Genomic DNA, 16,712 nt, shown 5'->3' with positions numbered 1-16,712 from the left:
GTGCGTTAGAGCCCCTTCTGCTCGAGGAAGAGGATCAGGTCCTTCACGCGTGAGGAGTAGCCCCACTCGTTGTCGTACCAGCTAATGATCTTCACCGTATTGCCAATGACCTTGGTCAGGGCCGAGTCGAAGATCGAGGAGCGGTTATCACCCTTGAAGTCAGAGGAGACCAATTCTTCCGTGGTGTAGCCGAGGATGCCCTTCAACGGGCCTTCCGAAGCGGCCTTGATCGCTGCATTGACGGTTTCAATGGTCACCGGCTTTTCGGCGACGAAGGTCAGGTCAACAACCGAGACGTTCGGGGTTGGGACTCGGATTGCGAAGCCGTCCAGCTTGCCGGCCATCTCCGGGATCACGAGCTTCAGGGCCTTGGCGGCGCCGGTCGAGCTTGGGATCAGGTTAATGGCAGCGGCGCGGGCGCGGCGCAGGTCCTTGTGTGGGAAGTCCAGGATCACCTGGTCGTTGGTGTAGCTATGGACCGTCGTCATGATGCCGTTGACGATGCCGAAGCTCTCATGCAGCACCTTCACCACGGGAGCAAGGCAGTTCGTGGTGCACGACGCGTTGGACAGGACGTTGTGCTTGGCAGGATCGTACTTCTCCTGGTTTACACCCAGCACGAGCGTGATGTCCTCGTTGGTGGCAGGAGCGGAGATGATGACCTTCTTGACGGTCTCGCCGAGGTGAGCCTTTGCCTTGGTGGCGTCGGTAAAGTGGCCGGTCGACTCGACGACGATCTGGGCGCCTACTTCGGCCCAGGGAAGCTTGGCAGGATCGCGCTCAGCATAAACCTTGATCTTCTTGCCATCCACCTGGATGTAGTCTGCACCGGCCGAGATGTCGTTCGGCAGGTTGCCCAGGATGGAGTCGTACTTCAACAGGTGTGCCAGCGTCGCCGGGCTGGTCAGGTCGTTAACGGCGACAAACTCAATTTCAGGGTTATTGATTGCGGTGCGGAAGACATTGCGGCCGATGCGGCCGAAGCCGTTGATTCCTACCTTCACTGCCATATGCAGTTGGCTCCTTATTCCAATTCAGAGGTTGAAACGGGTAGCATTTCGCGTTTTTGAGGCCGCTGGTTGGCGGCAACGCACATCTAAAGACCGATGCTACCAGCATGGGAAAGGCCGCCGCAAATAGTGGGTGGACTGACCATTAGCCAAAACTATGGCCTCCCATTACCCAGCCGAATACCTCTGGAGAGGGAGAAGTTTGCGGCTGGCAAGTCACTGTGTTACAAGCAGAAACATATGCGCGAATGGATGCGCGAAAAGATGAGAAGACGTTCCCGCCGCGGGCCCAACAATTCGGAGTCCACTGGCAAGATCGGTCAGGAGTTACCTGCCGACCAGCCGGCTCCGTTGCGTCCCGCTTATCCTGATGAACCGGCTGCCCAACAGGCTGCGGCTGAACCTCCACCCGACGTTGTCGCGGCTAGCGAGGTCTCAGCTGTAGCAGAGGCGCTTGAGGCCGGCCCTGAAGCCGTTGCCGAAGGAAAGGTAGAAGTCGAGACTCAGCCTGCTGAGTCGCCGGCATCTCAGCCTGACGAACCCTCGACGGCATCTCCGCGACAGCCACGCGGCTATGTGGTGCTGACCATCGGCCTTCCTGGAAGCGGGAAGACCACCTGGTACAAGCGCCGTGGCGTAACCCCGCTTTCGAGCGATATGCTTCGCAGTATTTTGTTTGATGACATCACCGAGCAGCGTTATCAAGGGCTGGTCTTTTCCACCCTGCGGTCGCTGCTGCGGGCCCGGCTGATCGCCAAGATGCCATGGAATTACGTCGATGCCACCAATCTCTCAGCGCATGAACGTCGCCAATGGATCAAGATGGCGAAGAGCTTCGGCTATGAGGTGCATGCCGTGTACTTCGATGTGCCGCTCGAGATCTGCATGGAGCGCAATCGCAAACGTGAGCGTAGCGTTTCCGACGACGTCATGAAGAAGATGGCTGAACGTCTGAGACCGCCAAGCTTCAAGGAAGGGTTCTCGAAGGTCACCGTTGTCCGCGTGAAGAGCGGCAATAACGACGATTCTGCGCCTGCCGCAGAGGCCTGAAGTTCCCGGCATTCAGGAGAGGCCCTTTTATGGCCATGGCCGCTGTTGAGTTCGATGCGTTGTCGCTCGTACTCTCCGGCGGCCGTTCCATTTTGAGCGGCATTCATCTCGCCGTGGAGCAGGGAAGCACGACTGCGTTCCTTGGCCGCTCTGGCAGCGGCAAAACCACCCTTCTGCGCATGGTGAATGCCATGGCGAGTCCTACCGCCGGAGAGGCGCGCGTGATGGGGAAACCTGTCGCGTCCCAGGACTGTACCTCGCTCCGCCGCGGCATCGGCTACGTCATTCAGGAGACCGGCCTCTTCCCGCATATGACGATCGAGCGCAATGTCGGTCTTCCTCTAGAGATGGCGGGTCAGTCGAAGACACAGATCGCTACGCGTGTCGCTGAACTGTTGCCCATGGTGGGCCTCGAAGGAACGAGCTTCGCCCGCCGTTATCCCTGGCAGCTCTCCGGAGGTCAGCGGCAGCGTGTAGGGCTCGCCCGGGCTCTGGCCGCCGATCCGCCAATTCTGTTGATGGATGAGCCCTTCGGAGCTTTGGATCCCGTGACCCGGGTGGAGATGCAGGAGATGATGGCGTCGTTGATCGAACGTCTCCACAAAACAGTCCTGCTGGTAACGCACGACCTGGAAGAGGCTCTTTATCTAGCGCAGCGGGTGATCTTCCTGGAAGGCGGGCGCGTCGTCGCGGACCTTCCTTCAAACAAAGTGATGCCCTCCAGCGATCCCCATGTACGACAGTACATCCGCGCTGTCCGGCACAATCACCGCAACCATGAGGAGCCGATGGTATGAGCGGTTTCCTCCGAGCCCACGGGTATGAGATGGCCCGGCTGACCTTTGAGCACTTGTGGCTTACATTGTTTGCGATGCTGCTGGCGACGCTTATCGGGCTGCCCCTTGGCATCGTGCTCTCCCGCAGGCCGAAGCTGGCCAGACCCATCATCGGCTTTGCCAACGTGCTGCAGACCGTGCCATCTCTCGCACTGTTCGGTCTTCTTCTGCCGGTGCCGTGGCTTGGAGAAAATGCAGCTCGCCTGGCCATCCTGGCGCTCACTGGATATGCCTTGCTGCCAATCCTTCGGAATACCTATGCCGGAATTCGCAGTATCGATCCGACGCTGACCGACATTGCTACCGCACTCGGTATGACGGCTCGACAGCGACTCCTCAAGGTGGAGCTGCCGCTCTCGGCGTCAGTCATCCTCGCAGGCCTGCGGACCGCCACCGTGACCTGCGTCGGTGTCGCGACCATTGCAGCAGCCATCGGCGCTGGCGGTCTTGGCGAACTGATCTTCCGTGGCGTTGCTTCGGTGGATAACAGCCTGGTTCTCGCCGGGGCGCTCCCGGCAGCCCTGCTGGCGTTACTAGCGGATGCAGCACTTGGATTCGCGGAAAAGAAGCTGACGGTGAAACGCGCATGAGCCGCAGGTTCCTTGTGCTGCCGGTGTTGGCTCTGCTTGGTCTTGTAGCGTGTGCCCCTCCACGCGCATCACGCATCGTGGTTGGTTGCAAGAACTTTACGGAGCAGGTCATTCTTGGAGAGCTGCTGGCGCAGCAGATCGAAAGCACCACCCACGAGCGTGTCGATCGCCGTTTCTATCTTGCAGGCAGCTACATCGCGCATCAGGCGCTGGTACAGGGACGGATCGATCTTTATCCGGAGTACACCGGGACTGCATTGACTGCTGTGCTCAAACAACCGCTGGACCGCGATCCAGCACGCGTGCTCGCTACCATTCGAACCATATATGCCAAACAGCATCATGTCACCGTCGCACAGCCGCTAGGCTTCGAAGACACATTTGCCATGGTGCTGCGGAAGGATGATGCCATTCGTCTGGGCGTACAGACGCTCTCCCAGGCCGCCGAGTTTGCCCCACAGTGGAAGCTTGGTACCGGCTACGAATTTGAATCGCGGCCGGATGGGTTGCCAGGACTGCAGCAGACCTATCAGCTCCGTTTCAATGGTCCTCCGCGGGTCATGGATCTCGGTCTGCTATATCGCGCTCTCGCCAGCCACCAGGTGGATATCGTCTCCGGCAACTCGACCGATGGGCCTATCCGTGCGCTGGGCCTGGTCGTGTTGCAGGATGATAAGCGTTACTTTCCTCCCTATGAAGCAGTGCCGCTTGTCCGCGAGGATGCACTGCAGCGTCACCCGGGGCTCGCGGCAGCTCTGCAACAGCTCGCTGGAAAGATATCCGCAGAAGAGATGCAAACGCTGAACCACGAGATTGACGGGAATCATCGGGATGTTGCCGAAGTCGTGCAAGAGTTCCGCCAAAGGAAGGGGCTGTGATGGTTGAACCCTGGCTCCGCGGCAGCCGCACCGAAATCGAACCCATTCGCCGGGCGGTGCTGCACGCCCTTGATCTTGCAGAGGAAGATCTCTATCGGTGGTCTAAGGACCTCTCTCAGGATGAGCTGCACGCGCGGCCGCATCATCTGCCTTCGGTCGCGTTCCAGCTTCGTCACATCGCGCGGTCGCTCGATCGCCTGCTGACCTACGCCGAAGGTGGTTCGCTGACCGAAATACAACTGATCCTGCTTCGCTCTGAAGCAGATCCGCAGGGAACTCCCGAAGAGATTTTCGCGGAGCTCGGAGGTGCGCTAGCCACATCTCGTGACCGTGTTCTCGCGATGACTTCAGGCTTTGGAGAACTTCGCTACGTCGGGCGCCACAGACTTCCCGTGACCCTGGGTGGCCTGCTGGTCCACATCGCCGATCACACGCAACGTCACGTCGGGCAGGCGATTACTACCGCCAAGGTCATCATTGGGCTTCGGCAGAAAGACTGAATCGCAGTTGGCGATTCAAAATCTACTTCTCCCGTGGTTTCGCGCACGAAACAGACCCCTGCGTTGGAGTCCAAAACATAGGTGTGTCTACCGGAACCACGGAAGTCTAGCATCTCAAGACACAGTTGGTGGTGGCAGGGCAGACAGAGCAGCCGCAGATAGCCCCCCTAGATGCTGGGAAGCAGATGCCCCATCTTCTCGCGCTTTACCTGAAGGTATTTTTCGAAGGTCGCCTCGGGTTCCACTTCGGCCGAGATGCGTTCAACGACTGTGATTCCGCCAGCTTCCAGAGCAGCCACTTTTTCCGGATTATTGGTGATTAGCTTCACGGAAGTGATGCCAAGTAGCTTCAGGGCCTCGGCCGGCAACTCGAAGTCGCGGCAATCTGCTTTGAAGCCCAGCTCCTCGTTCGCTTCGACCGTATCCAGCCCCTGATCCTGCAGAGCATAGGCACGCAACTTGGCCATCAGACCGATGCCGCGGCCTTCCTGTTGTTCATAGATCAGGATGCCGGCTCCCGCCTCGATGATCATGCTCATCGCCAACTCCAGCTGGAGACGGCAATCGCAACGAAGGGAATGGAAGACATCTCCAGTCAGGCACTGCGAGTGCACCCGCACGAGGGGAGGGGCAGAGAAGACATCGCCATGGACCAGCGCAACCACACCCTCAATCCGTTTCGCAGGCACGGGCAAAGCTTCGTTGCACGGCTCTGGATTGGCGACTACGCCCTCAAAACCGTGAATCCGAAACTGGCCCCAACGGGTGGGTAGATCGGCTTCAGCTACTTTACTAACTCGTTCAAAGGGCATTGTGTTGATTATAGTTCCGTTAACTTAGATGAATTTGGTGTGGCTTTGGCTTCGGAGGAGTTGTCATCATCTCGTAAAAGCCCGCTGGAGCGTTTTCCTGTGGAGGTAATGCAGGGCTTCCTCATCTATGGGCGTTCGCCGCGATGAAAACACCGCCGCACGCCCCTTCGGGGATGCCCGGCAACAGGGAAAAAGCTCTAAAGTAAGGAAGACCTATGCATCCCACCGACCCCAAGCTGATTCTGATCACGCTCCTGGTAAAGCTGGGTGTTGCTGCAGCGGTCTCCAGTTCGCTCTCACGGTCCAGCCTCTTCAAAGATCTGTTGCTGTCGCACCATCGCACCCGGCGGCAAACCCTTATTCTGCTGGCGCTTATCTGCACCCCCCTGATGCTGGGGGTCTGGCTGCGAAGCATCGTTCCCAATTTTCTAGCGGCCGATATCAGCTTCGAAGCCGTAATTCTGCTGGGGCTTGTCCTTGGCGCCGGCCCCGCGACCCTTGGCGGCATCTTCCTGGCCATTCCTGCCTTGCTCCATCATGAATACCTGGCGCTTCCGGTGAATATGCTGGTTGGGAGCTTTGCCGGAGGATTTCGCTCGTTTACCAGCCTGGAAGACGTCTGGTCGTTCACACCTCTTATCGACCTCAGCCTCTACCGTTGGGTCCGCCGAAACCTCAGCCGACCCCATCTGGACCGGCAACTGCTTTTGCTGCTTCTGATTGCGGTTCTCGAGTTGGGTGCAAGTGGTTTAGCCACAGTATTTCCCAGGCGATTCTTCTCGCTTCACTCGAATAAATGGCTTGTAGAACTAGCTCTTTGCGCCTGTTCGCCCGTAGTCGTGGGAATTCCGCTGAAGATCTGGAATGCGGTCCGCATCGAGCGAAAGCTGGAGGAGCAGACCCGCCTGCTTCTGGAAGCCCGCCTGGACGCGCTGCAGCGGCAGATCAATCCGCACTTTCTCTTTAATACCTTGAACTCCATCGCCTCGCTGGTCCGGTTCAAGCCGGAGCTGGCACGGGAGATGGTGGTCAAGCTGGCGAATATCCTGCGGGTCCTCCTGAAGGACCGAGAAGCGTTCGTCCCATTCTCAGAGGAGTTGGCGTTTACAGACGACTATCTCCGGATTGAAGTCGTCCGGTTTGGCGAGAAGCTGCATGTTGCAAAGGAGATCAGCCCGGAGACGGAGCATCTCGTCGTACCCAGCATGATTCTGCAGCCGTTGATCGAGAACAGCATCAAGCATGGTCTGGAGCCTCGGATTACCGGCGGTACGGTCACGCTTCGCAGCAAGCTGGATGGCGAGCAGCTCCTGATCGAAGTGGAAGACGACGGCATCGGGATGGCTCCGGAGAACAACGCGCCGTCACCAGTGAGCGGCCTGGTTCGCCCAGGGACCGGAATTGGCATGAAGAACGTCCGCGAACGTCTGGAGGTACTGTACGGCGATTCGGCCTCCATGGAGACCAACAGCCGTCCAGGCAGGGGGACCAGAGTGACTCTCAGGATGCCAGCCATGCACGCCCATGAGGCAGCGGCATTGTCGGAGACGTAAGCGTTGCCATAGCCGCCTACATTTTTTACGTCTGATAACACATATTCTGTAGAGTCGGCGGTGGCGTTCTTCAACCTGCCTCTATTTCACCCTCTTGTCCAGATCGTCTTTCTTTTCTGTGGCTTACAAAGAACCGCAATATTGCTGTGCTAGGATGCGGAAAATACGGTTCTTCTTTCGACCTTCCTCTTCCAGCATCAGCCTAAAGGACCTTACAGCACTCGCTTTCTATGAATCTGCGCCGAATCTTTAAGACGCTCTTCACGAACTTTCTAGGTCAAGGTGTCACGATCATCTCGCAGCTCATCGTGCCGCCGCTGTTTCTCCGGTCCTATTCCAACGGCATCATGGTCTACGGCGAATGGATTGCGCTCAGCGCCGCCGTCAGCTACCTCGGCACCCTCAACTACGGTATCCAGAACTACTCCAACAACCAGATGTCGATCCTGTACAACAGCGGCGACATCGAGGGCGCCAAGAATGTCCAGGGTGCGGCTCTGCGACTGCTGGTTGGGTTCTTTACACTTTTTGCCATCGCCGGCCTGATCGTCTTTGTTCTGCCGATCTCGTCGTATCTGAACCTGAAGATCGAAAACCCGTTCCAGAACGCTCTGGCGCTATACCTGCTAATCCTGCAGATCGCCCTGAACATGCTGTTCAGCCTGATGACCAACAGCTACATGGTCGTGGGCCAGCTGCACCGAGGAAACTACTGGGCCAGTGCGCAGCGATTGTTCTCCATCTTATGTATTGCATTGACCGTGAAGATGCACGGTTCGTTCCCGGCCGTTGCCGGGGCGCAGCTGGGTGCTTTCTTCATCTTCCTGATCCTGGTGATGATCGATATGCGGCGGAATGCACCCATCCTCCTGCCGTCACTGCGGTACGGAAGCATGGAGCATGTCCGGGCGATCATCAAACCCAGCGGCCACTTTCTGTTGATCGCCATGGCAGGCTTCCTTACCTGGCAGGGTCCCATCATCATTATCCAGCGCACGCTTGGCCCGGCGGCAGTGGCCGTCTTCGCCCTGGTGCGCGTGGTCTTCCAGATGGCTCGGCAGATCCTCTCGATTGCCAGCTCCACCATCTCTCAAGACATCACCATGCTCTTCGGCAAGCGTGACTGGAATGCCCTGCATAAACTCTACGATCTCTCAGAGCGCGTGGTCCTCTTTCTGACGCCGATCGTCACCATCGGAAGCTTCCTGATGTGCCCATTCCTCTTTACCGTCTGGCTGCACAAACGGAACCTGTACGACCCCAAGCTCTGTTTCCTGATGGCCATCGTGTCGGCGGTGCTTGGAATCAAGGAACACAAGACCCAGTTCCAATCGTCCTCGAACAAACACGAGCGCTTCGCCGTCTTCAGCGTGCTCGGCTATCTCATTATGTTGGGAGTGTCCCTCCCGATCATGAGGATGTACAGCCTTACGGGCTTCATTCTCTGCTGGCTGATTTGGGAGATCATCCAGACCTACGCTGTCGTCCGTTTCAACGAAGACATCTTCCCCGCCGAATACAAGGTCAGCCTGCAGCCGATTACCCGGCTGGCCATCTTTATGAGCGTCGCGTTCGCCCTGTCGTTCTACCCATCCAAGCTCGAAGTCAACTGGTCGCTACCGGCGGTTGTAGGCTTCTCCTTCGCTACCGTTCTGCTGTTTGCCGCTGCCGCTTACGCCTACTTCGGGATCGGTGAATTGAAAGACATCCTTCAGCAACGGCTCAGAAACCGCTTTCTCAAGACTCGCTCCGCCTGAAAAGAAAACACCCATGTTGACGCGTCTATTTCTTGGAAGCAGCCGCCTGTGTGCCCGGATGGGGTGGTGGACCATGACGGTGGCTAGCCTGGTTTACGCCGGTCCGCTTCCGTCGCTTGCTGCCTTCGACCGCGGCAGGCTCTCCTATGCTCTTCTGCTCTCCAGGAAGAGCGGCACATCCCAGGCGCTCTTTGAACGGCTACTGAAGCGTGACTTCGGCAAAGACGCAGCGATCGATCTCGAGATCGCCGAAATGGCTATGCGGCTTGGCAACCCGTCTTTGGGGAGAGACCTGTTGCAAAAGATCGCCCAACGCGACCAGGGGCACGCCACCGTAGTCGCCGAGACAATGCACCGGTACCTTACCCAGGTCCTTGATGGGACGGTTTCCGATACCCTTCATCGGCAGATCGAGGCGCTCGCGCTTGGATCCGGCAGCCGCGTAACGATTATTACGCTCAGCGGTCACTATCTGGAGATGTTCGAGCTCTGGAAGGAACAGGCGCTGAAGTACGTCGACCAGCGTTTTCTGGTGATTGCTCTCGACAGCAAAGCGGTCGAGGTAGCTTCGCGGTTGGAATGTTGCCGCGTTCTCGACATCTCCTCCTACTTCCTCTTCGATACCAAAGGCAAGATCAATCCTCACAGCCGCCATCTGCTGTGGGTGCTGCGCTCGTTGATTCTGAGGACGTTGCTCGAGCGCGGGCATGCAGTCTACTCAATGGATATCGATGCGGTCGCGGTTGCTGATCTGGACACAATGCTTGCCACCCTGCCACAGGCCGACATTGTTGCCCAGGAAGACTTTTCCATCCCCATGGATGTGGCCCGCAAGCAGGGATTCATCCTTTGCTGTGGTTTCATGGTCTTCCACCCCACAACAGCCACCCTGGCATTTATGAAGCGCTTCGCCGATCAGGTGATTCTGGAACTGGATGACCAACTCGCCCTCAACCATCAGATCGCGGAATCGGGCATCACCAACATGGAAACACAGGCCGCCTATCGCCGCTTCACAGCGGATGGGGCCACGATCGTCTGCCCGGACAAACAGCGGGTCTCTCGCGACGTCTCCTACGGAACAGTCGTACGCCACTTTCAGCAGCGGAATGAGAGTATTGCGGAGCTTCGGCAGAAGCTGGGAATTGGCTAGAGCATTTTCCCTGTGGGTGTATTGCAGGGTTTGTGCATCTATGGGCGTTTCTCCCGGGATACCCGGCAACAGGAAAATGCTCTAGTCTATGAGGCGCCGCCGCCCACGAAGTGGACGATTTCGACCTTGTCATTGCTCTTCAGAAAGGTTTCTTCCCAGCTGCGGCGCGAAACGATCTCTTCATTGAGCTCCACGGCGACGCGATCCCCCTTGAGCCCTGAGGCGCTGACTAAATCTCCAACGGACGCGCCCTCATTCAAATCCGGAAACTCTTTGCTCTTTCCATTGAGCGTAATCAGCAACGGCATATCTCTAAGTTCTACCCTAAATCCTGCTATAGCTTCTCAGTCAGCGGCCACAGGAGGTTCAGCGGCCCTTTCCCGTGTCCAATTGCCGTGGCCCGCAGCATTCCCTGCCGGACGTACTCCTTAGCCGCTCCGGCAGCTTCTACTGGTAGTTGCCCTTTCACCAGGCCACACAGGAAGGCGCTTGAGAAGGCGCAGCCGGTGCCGTGAGTTGCGAGGGTGGCGATATGCACCCCGGTAAGCCAATCCCCTGCCGTGTCGCCGGGCGGCAGAACATAATCGTCCGGCGTGTCCAGATGGCCGCCGGTCGCAATGACACCGACCCCGTACTGTTGTCCCAATGCAAGGGCGGCACTCTCGATCTCCCGGGGCGTAGCGACCGGCATACCGGTTAGAAGCGATAGCTCATCGACATTCGGCGTTACCCAGTCGACCTGCTGCAGAAGGCCTCGGAACGCGGGCATGGCCTCCGGGCTCAGCAAGGCTTTGCCCGAGCTGGATCGAAGGACCGTATCCAGGACTACCGGACAGGTAAGTCGCTGAAGATACTCTGCGACTACCTCCACGACCGCCTCTGAGCCCAACATACCGAGCTTGACGCCGGCGGGTGGCAGATCCTCATCAAGAACGTGCAGCGTGTCGGCGAGGAGCGTCTGTTCGACGGGATGAACGGACGCGACTCCGGTAGTGGACTGGACGGTCAACGCGGTGATGGCGCTTGTTCCAAAGAAGCCATGGGCGGCAAAAACGGCAAGGTCTGCTGTGATGCCCGCTCCGGATGAGGGGTCGTACCCGGCGATCGCAAGAAGGTTTTTGAAGGGTTTCAGCGTTGCTTCTCCCACGGTAAAAGGCGAAATAAATCTGTGGAAAGGTCGCCCCCAGCCAACTGAAGTTGGTACGGGAAGCATCCCTCTTTCAGGATGCAATGTAGCATTGGGCCCCAGAAATACCGCAGAAGCCCCTGCGACCTCCGTTTTTCTATATCACGGCGAGGCCCTGGGGGCAAGTCGATAAATGAAGGTAAGTATCTGGGTTTGTTTGACTTAGCGTTTCCGGAAACTCGAAAATAACAGTGGAGTCAGAACGTATGCAAGAACAATTTTCTTCCCGGCTACTGAACCGTATTCCACGCTTGCTGACAGGAGTTGTGGCCTTCGGTTTGGGTGTTTCAGCAACAGCTACATCGGCCGCTCCGACCGACGTTCCGACGGATCTCCCTCGCGATCTCAACAAGGCGCCGAACGACAGCAAGACCCGTAAGGTGACTTCCAAGAAGCCCTGGTATCAGATTGGCAAAGCCTCCTGGTATGGTTCCGAGTTCCAGGGAAAGACAACTGCCAACGGCGAGAGTTTCGACATGCACGGCCTGACCTGTGCCCACCGTACGCTTCCCTTGGGAAGCTGGGCGCGCATTACGAACCTCAAAACGAAGAAATCGATCTTTGTTCGCGTGAACGACCGGGGTCCTCTGCTGGAGGATCGGATCGTCGACCTTTCCTACGCCGCTGCCCGCAGACTTGGGATAGCCGGCCTTGGCAAGGTTCGCATTGATCCGGTAAACGGCAGCAATCCGGACCAGGTTCGTGCTCTGGTGGCCCAGACAGCGTCAGTACAGCCGTTGTTACTGGCCTCCCGCTAAAATCGAGAGCATGAGCTCTCCACAGATTCAGTCCCTCGACCGCCTCATCCTCGCGCTGGATTATCCCACTCAGTCCACAGCGCTCCCGGCGGTCGAGGCTCTTAACGGCCTCATCTACTGGGTCAAGGTCGGACTGGAGCTCTACCTCGCCGAAGGGCGTTCTGTCGTTGATTCCCTCCTGCAGCGCAAGCTCAACATCTTCCTCGACCTGAAGCTCCATGACATTCCCAATACCGTGGCAGGAGCCGTTCGTTCCGTCTCCGGCTTGGGTGTCGGCCTGTTGACCCTGCACGCCTCCGGCGGCCCCCAGATGCTTGAAGCCGCAGCGAATGCCGCGGCGAAGATTCCTGGCGCTCCCAAACTGCTGGCAGTTACCGTGCTCACCAGCATGGACCGCAGCCAACTTGCGGCGACTGGGGTCACCCGTACACCGGCCGAGCAGGTCGCTCTCCTGGGGAAGATGGCTATCGATGCCGGTGTGGATGGTCTGGTCTGTTCAGGCGAAGAGATTGCGTTGCTTCGCGAGACCATCGGCGATGAACCACTGCTGATTGTCCCAGGAATCCGCCCTGCCACCTCAGAGGTTGGAGATCAGCGGCGGGTTGTTACACCAGCATCAGCCATCCGTTCCGGCGCAAGCAGGCTGGTCGTCGGCCGCCCGATCACGCAAGCGCCTGATCCGGCTGCAGCGGTCCGTTCCATCCTGGACGAGATTGACTCCGCATTGCCGGCGCTGCAGCGTTAAACAACAAAACCCGGCAGAAAGCCGGGTTTGTGTTTCAAACCTCAAGCGTTGCTTAGAGCTTCTCGTAGAAGTCGCACGCAGAGCAGGAGATATAGACGCCACCGGGAACGTTGCGCTCACGGTCTTTGACGCGCTTCACGATGCGCGTGGGCTTGGAGCACTTCGGGCAATCCGTGCTCTTGGAGGTGTCCATCACCTTCTTACGATCTGCAGTCTTGGCAATCTTTGCCATGGTAGCTCCTTCGTCTTCGGGCCAGGCCACGAAGAAAATGTCTCATCGTTCGCCCCATCGCAGACACGAGAAATCGCTATCTGCTTGTATCCTGCCCCAATCCCGCATTGTGCGTTGGAAAAGGAACCCGCTCGGGCGAGCGATCGTTTCTATCTTACCTCAAGTTGGACTGGAGCTGTTGCTCAGGCTTGCCCTGTTGATCCTTCTTGTCCGGAGGTAACTGCACCAGCGACGGAGAGCCGGGTGCAGTCTGCTGTTCTCCTTCACGCCGCAGCGAAGGAGGAGGCGCCTGTTTGCCGCTTCCCTCTTCATCCGGCTTGGCGTCACCCAGGGCAACGGTCCGAACAGCATCCGGATTGATGTAGCCGGCCATCTCGTCCTTGTCGTGCACCTCGATCGGCTTTCCCAACTCCGCGACCTTGATCAACACGACGCGGTCACCGACAAAGCGGACAAAGCGAATCGTCTGCGGTGTGCGGCCGTAGATCCACTCCTCGTACTTGTTGCCGCTCGCGTCATCGATCTTCTCTCTCACCTTCATTACCGGCTGTCCCAGCGCCGCCAGCACCATCCGGTGATTCATACCGACCAGAACGCGATGGTCGGCGACGGCGAGCTTCAGCGGCTCCGGCAAGGTATTGGCGTAAGCCTCTTCACTGGTCTTCACACCAAAGTCGATGACCGGTTCAAGCAGGCTTTTGATCTCGGCAGAGGTTAGGTCAGGGATGAATTTTTCGAAGACAAGCGTGACCCGTGAGCCTGTCGGCTGGTCTTCCGGAGCGACGACGTTGTTGTCGTTAAACTGCACATGCGAGAGCCAGCGGTGCTTCTTGAAGGGGCCGCCGTCCAGATCGATGATGAGGCGATCTTTCTCGAAGTGCAGATTCGTCACGACGACCCGGTCTCCGGCCTGTGCGGAGATGCCCTTCTTATAAAGAGCATCACGGATAGCGTCAGAGTCTGGAGAGAGCGTGCCATTGGCCTGCAGGGTCAGTCCCTGACCACCCATCGGCAAAGCCCGGTGGGCGAAACCCTGTTCCGCTTCGAGCATGCGCAACAAATCTCGCCTGCCTCGCTCTGTCAGAGGCTGAGATGGCAGCTCGACCCTTGTGGGATGAAATTCGGTGACCATGCCGTCGGTGGCTGTGTTTTTGCCAACAACAAAAACTTGCCCTCGTGCCGCCGGCAGCCAGAGGGCGGCCAGCGAAGCTGCTACCACCCAAAACTGAGCCCGCGATGCCATGGAGGTATCACCTCAAGTTACCAGCATCTTGCGCCTTCCCTGAGGGGCTTGGCAAGTCAGGGTTTTGTCATTTTTCCCCAGATGGGAAATCTGATTGTTCGGTAGGCCGAGGTGCCGTCTGCAAGGGTGCAGAAGCCGGCATGATCTGGATGAGCGCTGCTTGTTTTTGAGCCGCTTCGGCCTCCATGGCAGCATGCTGCGGCGGAGGCGGAGCGGCCATCGGGTACCCGCCGGCAACGACCGGATCAAACCCATATTTCCAATGGAGATCGCGGGTTACCCGCACAACAACGGCGATGCCAGCCAGAACGACAAATGGCGCGAGCACTGATGCTTCCGGACCGTAAAGACCTCCCGTCAACCAGACCGGAAGGCCGGGACGAGCCTGCACTACGCTCGAGAAGTCCAGACCACTCACTGGTAGACCGAAGAGAACCCCCATGCTGGCATTCCAGCCGAAGTGCAGTCCCCAAGTCATCCAGAGGCTGCGTGTCTGCAGATATGCCACCGATAGCATGATGCCCGCCAGCATGGTGACAAAGACCGCCGGCCAGCCTCCGTGCGGGTTGTTCAGATGAACCAGGCCAAAGACGGCTGCGAGCAACAAGGTAGCGACCGTTGGTCCAACGGCATCGCGAAGTCGTTGAAAAGCATAGCCGCGGAAGGCGACCTCTTCAACCAGGGCAGCGACCGCGAGCACGATCAGGTTGTTCACCGTGAGCAGGATGGACCGGGCGCTCCACCAGAAGCTGAGATCGAGCCTGCCGGAGAGCATGATCGGCAGCACCAGAACCGTGATCAGTCCCCAGCCTGTAGCGACTCCCAGGGCAAGCTCTTTAGCAAATCCTTCTCGTCGTATAAGTCCCATGGACTTGATAGGACTTTCCTGCCCATCAAGAGCACGTCCCATTCCCCAGAAGCCGAGCAGAAGCAGGGCCAGCCAGAATGTCCGGAAAAACAGTTCATGCGCCGAAGTATCGATGTTCGACGTCGCCATCACGGCAATGATCTGGGAGGCAAAGACCCAGACGGTGCCAAAGACAAAGCGCACGGCTGCACTGCCCCGAGTCTGGCCTCCAAAGAGCCCGCCCGAGCCACGTATACGGTCCTGGGTCTGCAAAGTCATCGTGGCAAACGGAGCTTAGGAGGCTACCTCAAAGAACTGGGCCATGTTGCGGAACTTGCTGTAGCGCTGGGCCAGCAAGTCGTCGACGCTGAGCGTACGGAGATGGCCAAGATTGGCCTCCAGACGATCGTTCAGAAGGGAGACCGAATAGGCGGGATCGTTCTGCGAGCCACCCTCCGGCTCTGCAACAATCTCATCCACGCAACCCAGCCGCTTCACATCCTCTGCTGTGTACTTCAGCGCCTCCGCCGCCTTCTGTTTTTTGGCGGCATCCTTCCACATGATGGATGCGCCAGCCTCGGGAGAGATCACCGAGTACATGGCGTTCTCGAGCATCAGTACCCGATCGGCCACAGCCAGCGCGAGAGCCCCGCCGGAGCCTCCCTCACCCGTGATAGTGGCTAAGATCGGCACACGCAGACGCGCCATCTCGATCAGATTGCGGGCGATGGCCTCTGCCTGTCCGCGTTCTTCCGCGCCGAGGCCTGGATTTGCACCGGCCAGGTCGATAAAGGTAAAGACCGGACGGCCGAACTTCTCGGCCAGTTTCATGGCGCGCAGTGCCTTGCGGTATCCCTCAGGGTCCGGACTGCCGAACTTGCGCAACATGCGCTCCTTCAGAGTGCGGCCCTTCAAGTTGCAGATGACCATGACCTCTTCCCCGTGGAAACGGGCCATACCGGCTGCCATGGCGGGGTCATCGCCAAAGGCACGGTCTCCGTGGATCTCGCTGAAGTCGGTAAAGAGTGCCTGGATAAAGTCCATCGGGTATGGGCGCTGGGGATGCCGCGCCATCTCAGTCCTTCGCCAGGCTTCAGACGTCTCTGCCACGGCGGGCTTTGCTGCCTCAAAATCTGCCATCAGGTTCGATTGTATCGAAGCTGGTCGAGCGCAAGCCAGTTATCGCTGCGGAAGTGCAGCAACATGAAAAAGACGAGAAGATACAGCAACTGCTGGCTCGCCACATCCCATTGCTGATTGGCGGTAGTACCAGCGGTGAGCATCATCATGAAGAGCGATCCGCAGATCAGAGCAAGGCGGGTAAAGATGCCGAAGATCAAAGCCAATCCAAGGGCAGCCTCCGCGAATGGGATGACGTAACCAAGAGCGAGTACCAGGTCATGCGGCAACGGAGCATTCGCAAGACGCTGTGCGGTATTAGCAGCAAAGGCAGCGACGCCGGAGTGGATCCGAATGAATCCATGACCCGCAAAATTGACACCGAAGGCGATGCGAAGCAGAGCGTACGCTAATTGGCGGTCGGTAGCCATACTCGTTGGACT

Annotated in this window: 19 protein-coding genes; 10 read left to right on the top strand and 9 right to left on the bottom strand. The window is 58.2% G+C overall.

All coding sequences use genetic code 11. The features are described 5' to 3' along the window. Window positions 1–5: 5 nt before the first annotated feature. Window positions 6–1,010, bottom strand: a complete 1,005-nt coding sequence (gene gap, locus FTW19_RS14885; protein WP_147648364.1) for a type I glyceraldehyde-3-phosphate dehydrogenase — start codon at window positions 1,008–1,010, stop codon at window positions 6–8. Window positions 1,011–1,274: 264 nt separating this feature from the next. Here gap and FTW19_RS14880 point away from each other — a divergent pair, with 264 nt between their 5' ends. From FTW19_RS14880 to FTW19_RS14860, 5 genes are read left to right on the top strand one after another with little or no spacing between them, the layout of a single operon-like run. Beyond that, window positions 1,275–2,060 carry an ATP-binding protein gene (locus FTW19_RS14880; protein ID WP_147648363.1) on the top strand — a complete coding sequence of 262 codons (786 nt, stop codon included), beginning with the start codon at window positions 1,275–1,277 and terminating at the stop codon, window positions 2,058–2,060. Between the two features lie 29 nt (window positions 2,061–2,089). Next, window positions 2,090–2,857 carry an ATP-binding cassette domain-containing protein gene (locus tag FTW19_RS14875; RefSeq protein ID WP_147648362.1) on the top strand — a complete coding sequence of 256 codons (768 nt, stop codon included), beginning with the start codon at window positions 2,090–2,092 and terminating at the stop codon, window positions 2,855–2,857. Next, a complete protein-coding gene (locus tag FTW19_RS14870) occupies window positions 2,854–3,486 on the top strand; it encodes an ABC transporter permease (RefSeq protein WP_147648361.1) in 633 nt (210 codons plus the stop codon). The genes FTW19_RS14875 and FTW19_RS14870 overlap by 4 nt, the downstream gene beginning before the upstream one ends. Further along, complete coding sequence (locus FTW19_RS14865; RefSeq protein WP_147648360.1) at window positions 3,483–4,364, top strand: glycine betaine ABC transporter substrate-binding protein; 882 nt, start codon at window positions 3,483–3,485, stop codon at window positions 4,362–4,364. The genes FTW19_RS14870 and FTW19_RS14865 overlap by 4 nt, the downstream gene beginning before the upstream one ends. After that, window positions 4,364–4,864 (top strand): DinB family protein, encoded by a 501-nt coding sequence (locus tag FTW19_RS14860; protein ID WP_147648359.1) that lies wholly within the window; start codon window positions 4,364–4,366, stop codon window positions 4,862–4,864. Before FTW19_RS14865 ends, FTW19_RS14860 begins: the two co-directional genes overlap by 1 nt. Before the next feature lie 167 nt (window positions 4,865–5,031). Here the strand turns inward: FTW19_RS14860 and ribA are convergent, their stop codons facing one another. Then, complete coding sequence (gene ribA, locus FTW19_RS14855) at window positions 5,032–5,676, bottom strand: GTP cyclohydrolase II (protein WP_147648358.1); 645 nt, start codon at window positions 5,674–5,676, stop codon at window positions 5,032–5,034. Between the two features lie 215 nt (window positions 5,677–5,891). On the opposite strand from ribA, the gene FTW19_RS14850 reads away from it, so the two are divergent. The 3 genes from FTW19_RS14850 to FTW19_RS14840 all read left to right on the top strand — a co-directional run bounded on the left by FTW19_RS14850 (window position 5,892) and on the right by FTW19_RS14840 (window position 10,139). Further along, a complete protein-coding gene (locus FTW19_RS14850) occupies window positions 5,892–7,229 on the top strand; it encodes a sensor histidine kinase (RefSeq protein WP_147648357.1) in 1,338 nt (445 codons plus the stop codon). Between the two features lie 230 nt (window positions 7,230–7,459). Further along, a complete protein-coding gene (locus tag FTW19_RS14845) occupies window positions 7,460–8,986 on the top strand; it encodes a lipopolysaccharide biosynthesis protein (RefSeq protein WP_147648356.1) in 1,527 nt (508 codons plus the stop codon). A 13-nt stretch (window positions 8,987–8,999) separates the two neighbouring features. After that, window positions 9,000–10,139, top strand: a complete 1,140-nt coding sequence (locus FTW19_RS14840) for a putative nucleotide-diphospho-sugar transferase (RefSeq protein WP_147648355.1) — start codon at window positions 9,000–9,002, stop codon at window positions 10,137–10,139. An 86-nt stretch (window positions 10,140–10,225) separates the two neighbouring features. Here FTW19_RS14840 and thiS read toward each other — a convergent pair whose 3' ends face one another. Both thiS and thiD read right to left on the bottom strand, forming a co-directional pair. Beyond that, window positions 10,226–10,447, bottom strand: coding sequence for a sulfur carrier protein ThiS (gene thiS / locus FTW19_RS14835; RefSeq protein WP_187142992.1), 222 nt, complete (start codon window positions 10,445–10,447; stop codon window positions 10,226–10,228). 26 nt (window positions 10,448–10,473) lie between these two features. Further along, window positions 10,474–11,286 (bottom strand): bifunctional hydroxymethylpyrimidine kinase/phosphomethylpyrimidine kinase, encoded by an 813-nt coding sequence (gene thiD / locus FTW19_RS14830; protein ID WP_246153318.1) that lies wholly within the window; start codon window positions 11,284–11,286, stop codon window positions 10,474–10,476. Window positions 11,287–11,531: 245 nt separating this feature from the next. Between thiD and FTW19_RS26290 the strand changes: the two genes are divergently transcribed. Both FTW19_RS26290 and pyrF read left to right on the top strand, forming a co-directional pair. Continuing rightward, the gene (locus FTW19_RS26290; RefSeq protein ID WP_147648353.1) at window positions 11,532–12,083 is read left to right on the top strand and encodes a septal ring lytic transglycosylase RlpA family protein; all 552 of its coding nucleotides are present in this window, start codon (window positions 11,532–11,534) and stop codon (window positions 12,081–12,083) included. A gap of 10 nt (window positions 12,084–12,093) precedes the next feature. Continuing rightward, window positions 12,094–12,828 carry an orotidine-5'-phosphate decarboxylase gene (gene pyrF / locus FTW19_RS14820; RefSeq protein ID WP_147648352.1) on the top strand — a complete coding sequence of 245 codons (735 nt, stop codon included), beginning with the start codon at window positions 12,094–12,096 and terminating at the stop codon, window positions 12,826–12,828. Between the two features lie 52 nt (window positions 12,829–12,880). On the opposite strand, the gene FTW19_RS14815 is transcribed toward pyrF, so the two are convergent. The 5 genes from FTW19_RS14815 to FTW19_RS14795 all read right to left on the bottom strand — a co-directional run bounded on the left by FTW19_RS14815 (window position 12,881) and on the right by FTW19_RS14795 (window position 16,700). Then, the gene (locus FTW19_RS14815) at window positions 12,881–13,060 is read right to left on the bottom strand and encodes a hypothetical protein (RefSeq protein WP_147648351.1); all 180 of its coding nucleotides are present in this window, start codon (window positions 13,058–13,060) and stop codon (window positions 12,881–12,883) included. Window positions 13,061–13,214: 154 nt separating this feature from the next. Beyond that, window positions 13,215–14,303 (bottom strand): DUF2845 domain-containing protein, encoded by a 1,089-nt coding sequence (locus FTW19_RS14810; protein WP_147648350.1) that lies wholly within the window; start codon window positions 14,301–14,303, stop codon window positions 13,215–13,217. Window positions 14,304–14,370: 67 nt separating this feature from the next. Next, window positions 14,371–15,429 (bottom strand): CPBP family intramembrane glutamic endopeptidase, encoded by a 1,059-nt coding sequence (locus tag FTW19_RS14805; RefSeq protein ID WP_147648349.1) that lies wholly within the window; start codon window positions 15,427–15,429, stop codon window positions 14,371–14,373. Between the two features lie 15 nt (window positions 15,430–15,444). Beyond that, the gene (locus FTW19_RS14800) at window positions 15,445–16,290 is read right to left on the bottom strand and encodes an acetyl-CoA carboxylase carboxyltransferase subunit alpha (RefSeq protein ID WP_147648348.1); all 846 of its coding nucleotides are present in this window, start codon (window positions 16,288–16,290) and stop codon (window positions 15,445–15,447) included. Further along, window positions 16,290–16,700, bottom strand: coding sequence for a DoxX family protein (locus FTW19_RS14795; RefSeq protein ID WP_147648347.1), 411 nt, complete (start codon window positions 16,698–16,700; stop codon window positions 16,290–16,292). Before FTW19_RS14795 ends, FTW19_RS14800 begins: the two co-directional genes overlap by 1 nt. Window positions 16,701–16,712 lie beyond the last annotated feature (12 nt).

It is taken from the genome of Terriglobus albidus (assembly GCF_008000815.1).
Lineage (GTDB): Bacteria > Acidobacteriota > Terriglobia > Terriglobales > Acidobacteriaceae > Terriglobus > Terriglobus albidus_A.
The sequence above is the reverse complement of the archived record's forward strand: the minus strand, read 5'-3'. Positions and strand labels throughout refer to the sequence as shown.

Coding starts and splice junctions, on each gene's coding strand:
- FTW19_RS14870 (WP_147648361.1), top strand. CDS start 2,854: ATGAGCGGTTTCCTCCGAGCCCACGGGTATGAGATGGCCCGGCTGACC.
- FTW19_RS14865 (WP_147648360.1), top strand. CDS start 3,483: ATGAGCCGCAGGTTCCTTGTGCTGCCGGTGTTGGCTCTGCTTGGTCTT.
- FTW19_RS14840 (WP_147648355.1), top strand. CDS start 9,000: ATGTTGACGCGTCTATTTCTTGGAAGCAGCCGCCTGTGTGCCCGGATG.
- FTW19_RS14845 (WP_147648356.1), top strand. CDS start 7,460: ATGAATCTGCGCCGAATCTTTAAGACGCTCTTCACGAACTTTCTAGGT.
- FTW19_RS14810 (WP_147648350.1), bottom strand. CDS start 14,303: ATGGCATCGCGGGCTCAGTTTTGGGTGGTAGCAGCTTCGCTGGCCGCC.
- FTW19_RS14875 (WP_147648362.1), top strand. CDS start 2,090: ATGGCCATGGCCGCTGTTGAGTTCGATGCGTTGTCGCTCGTACTCTCC.
- FTW19_RS14800 (WP_147648348.1), bottom strand. CDS start 16,290: ATGGCAGATTTTGAGGCAGCAAAGCCCGCCGTGGCAGAGACGTCTGAA.
- FTW19_RS14850 (WP_147648357.1), top strand. CDS start 5,892: ATGCATCCCACCGACCCCAAGCTGATTCTGATCACGCTCCTGGTAAAG.
- FTW19_RS14860 (WP_147648359.1), top strand. CDS start 4,364: ATGGTTGAACCCTGGCTCCGCGGCAGCCGCACCGAAATCGAACCCATT.
- thiS (WP_187142992.1), bottom strand. CDS start 10,447: ATGCCGTTGCTGATTACGCTCAATGGAAAGAGCAAAGAGTTTCCGGAT.
- FTW19_RS26290 (WP_147648353.1), top strand. CDS start 11,532: ATGCAAGAACAATTTTCTTCCCGGCTACTGAACCGTATTCCACGCTTG.
- FTW19_RS14880 (WP_147648363.1), top strand. CDS start 1,275: ATGAGAAGACGTTCCCGCCGCGGGCCCAACAATTCGGAGTCCACTGGC.
- pyrF (WP_147648352.1), top strand. CDS start 12,094: ATGAGCTCTCCACAGATTCAGTCCCTCGACCGCCTCATCCTCGCGCTG.
- FTW19_RS14815 (WP_147648351.1), bottom strand. CDS start 13,060: ATGGCAAAGATTGCCAAGACTGCAGATCGTAAGAAGGTGATGGACACC.
- FTW19_RS14795 (WP_147648347.1), bottom strand. CDS start 16,700: ATGGCTACCGACCGCCAATTAGCGTACGCTCTGCTTCGCATCGCCTTC.
- FTW19_RS14805 (WP_147648349.1), bottom strand. CDS start 15,429: ATGACTTTGCAGACCCAGGACCGTATACGTGGCTCGGGCGGGCTCTTT.
- ribA (WP_147648358.1), bottom strand. CDS start 5,676: ATGCCCTTTGAACGAGTTAGTAAAGTAGCTGAAGCCGATCTACCCACC.
- gap (WP_147648364.1), bottom strand. CDS start 1,010: ATGGCAGTGAAGGTAGGAATCAACGGCTTCGGCCGCATCGGCCGCAAT.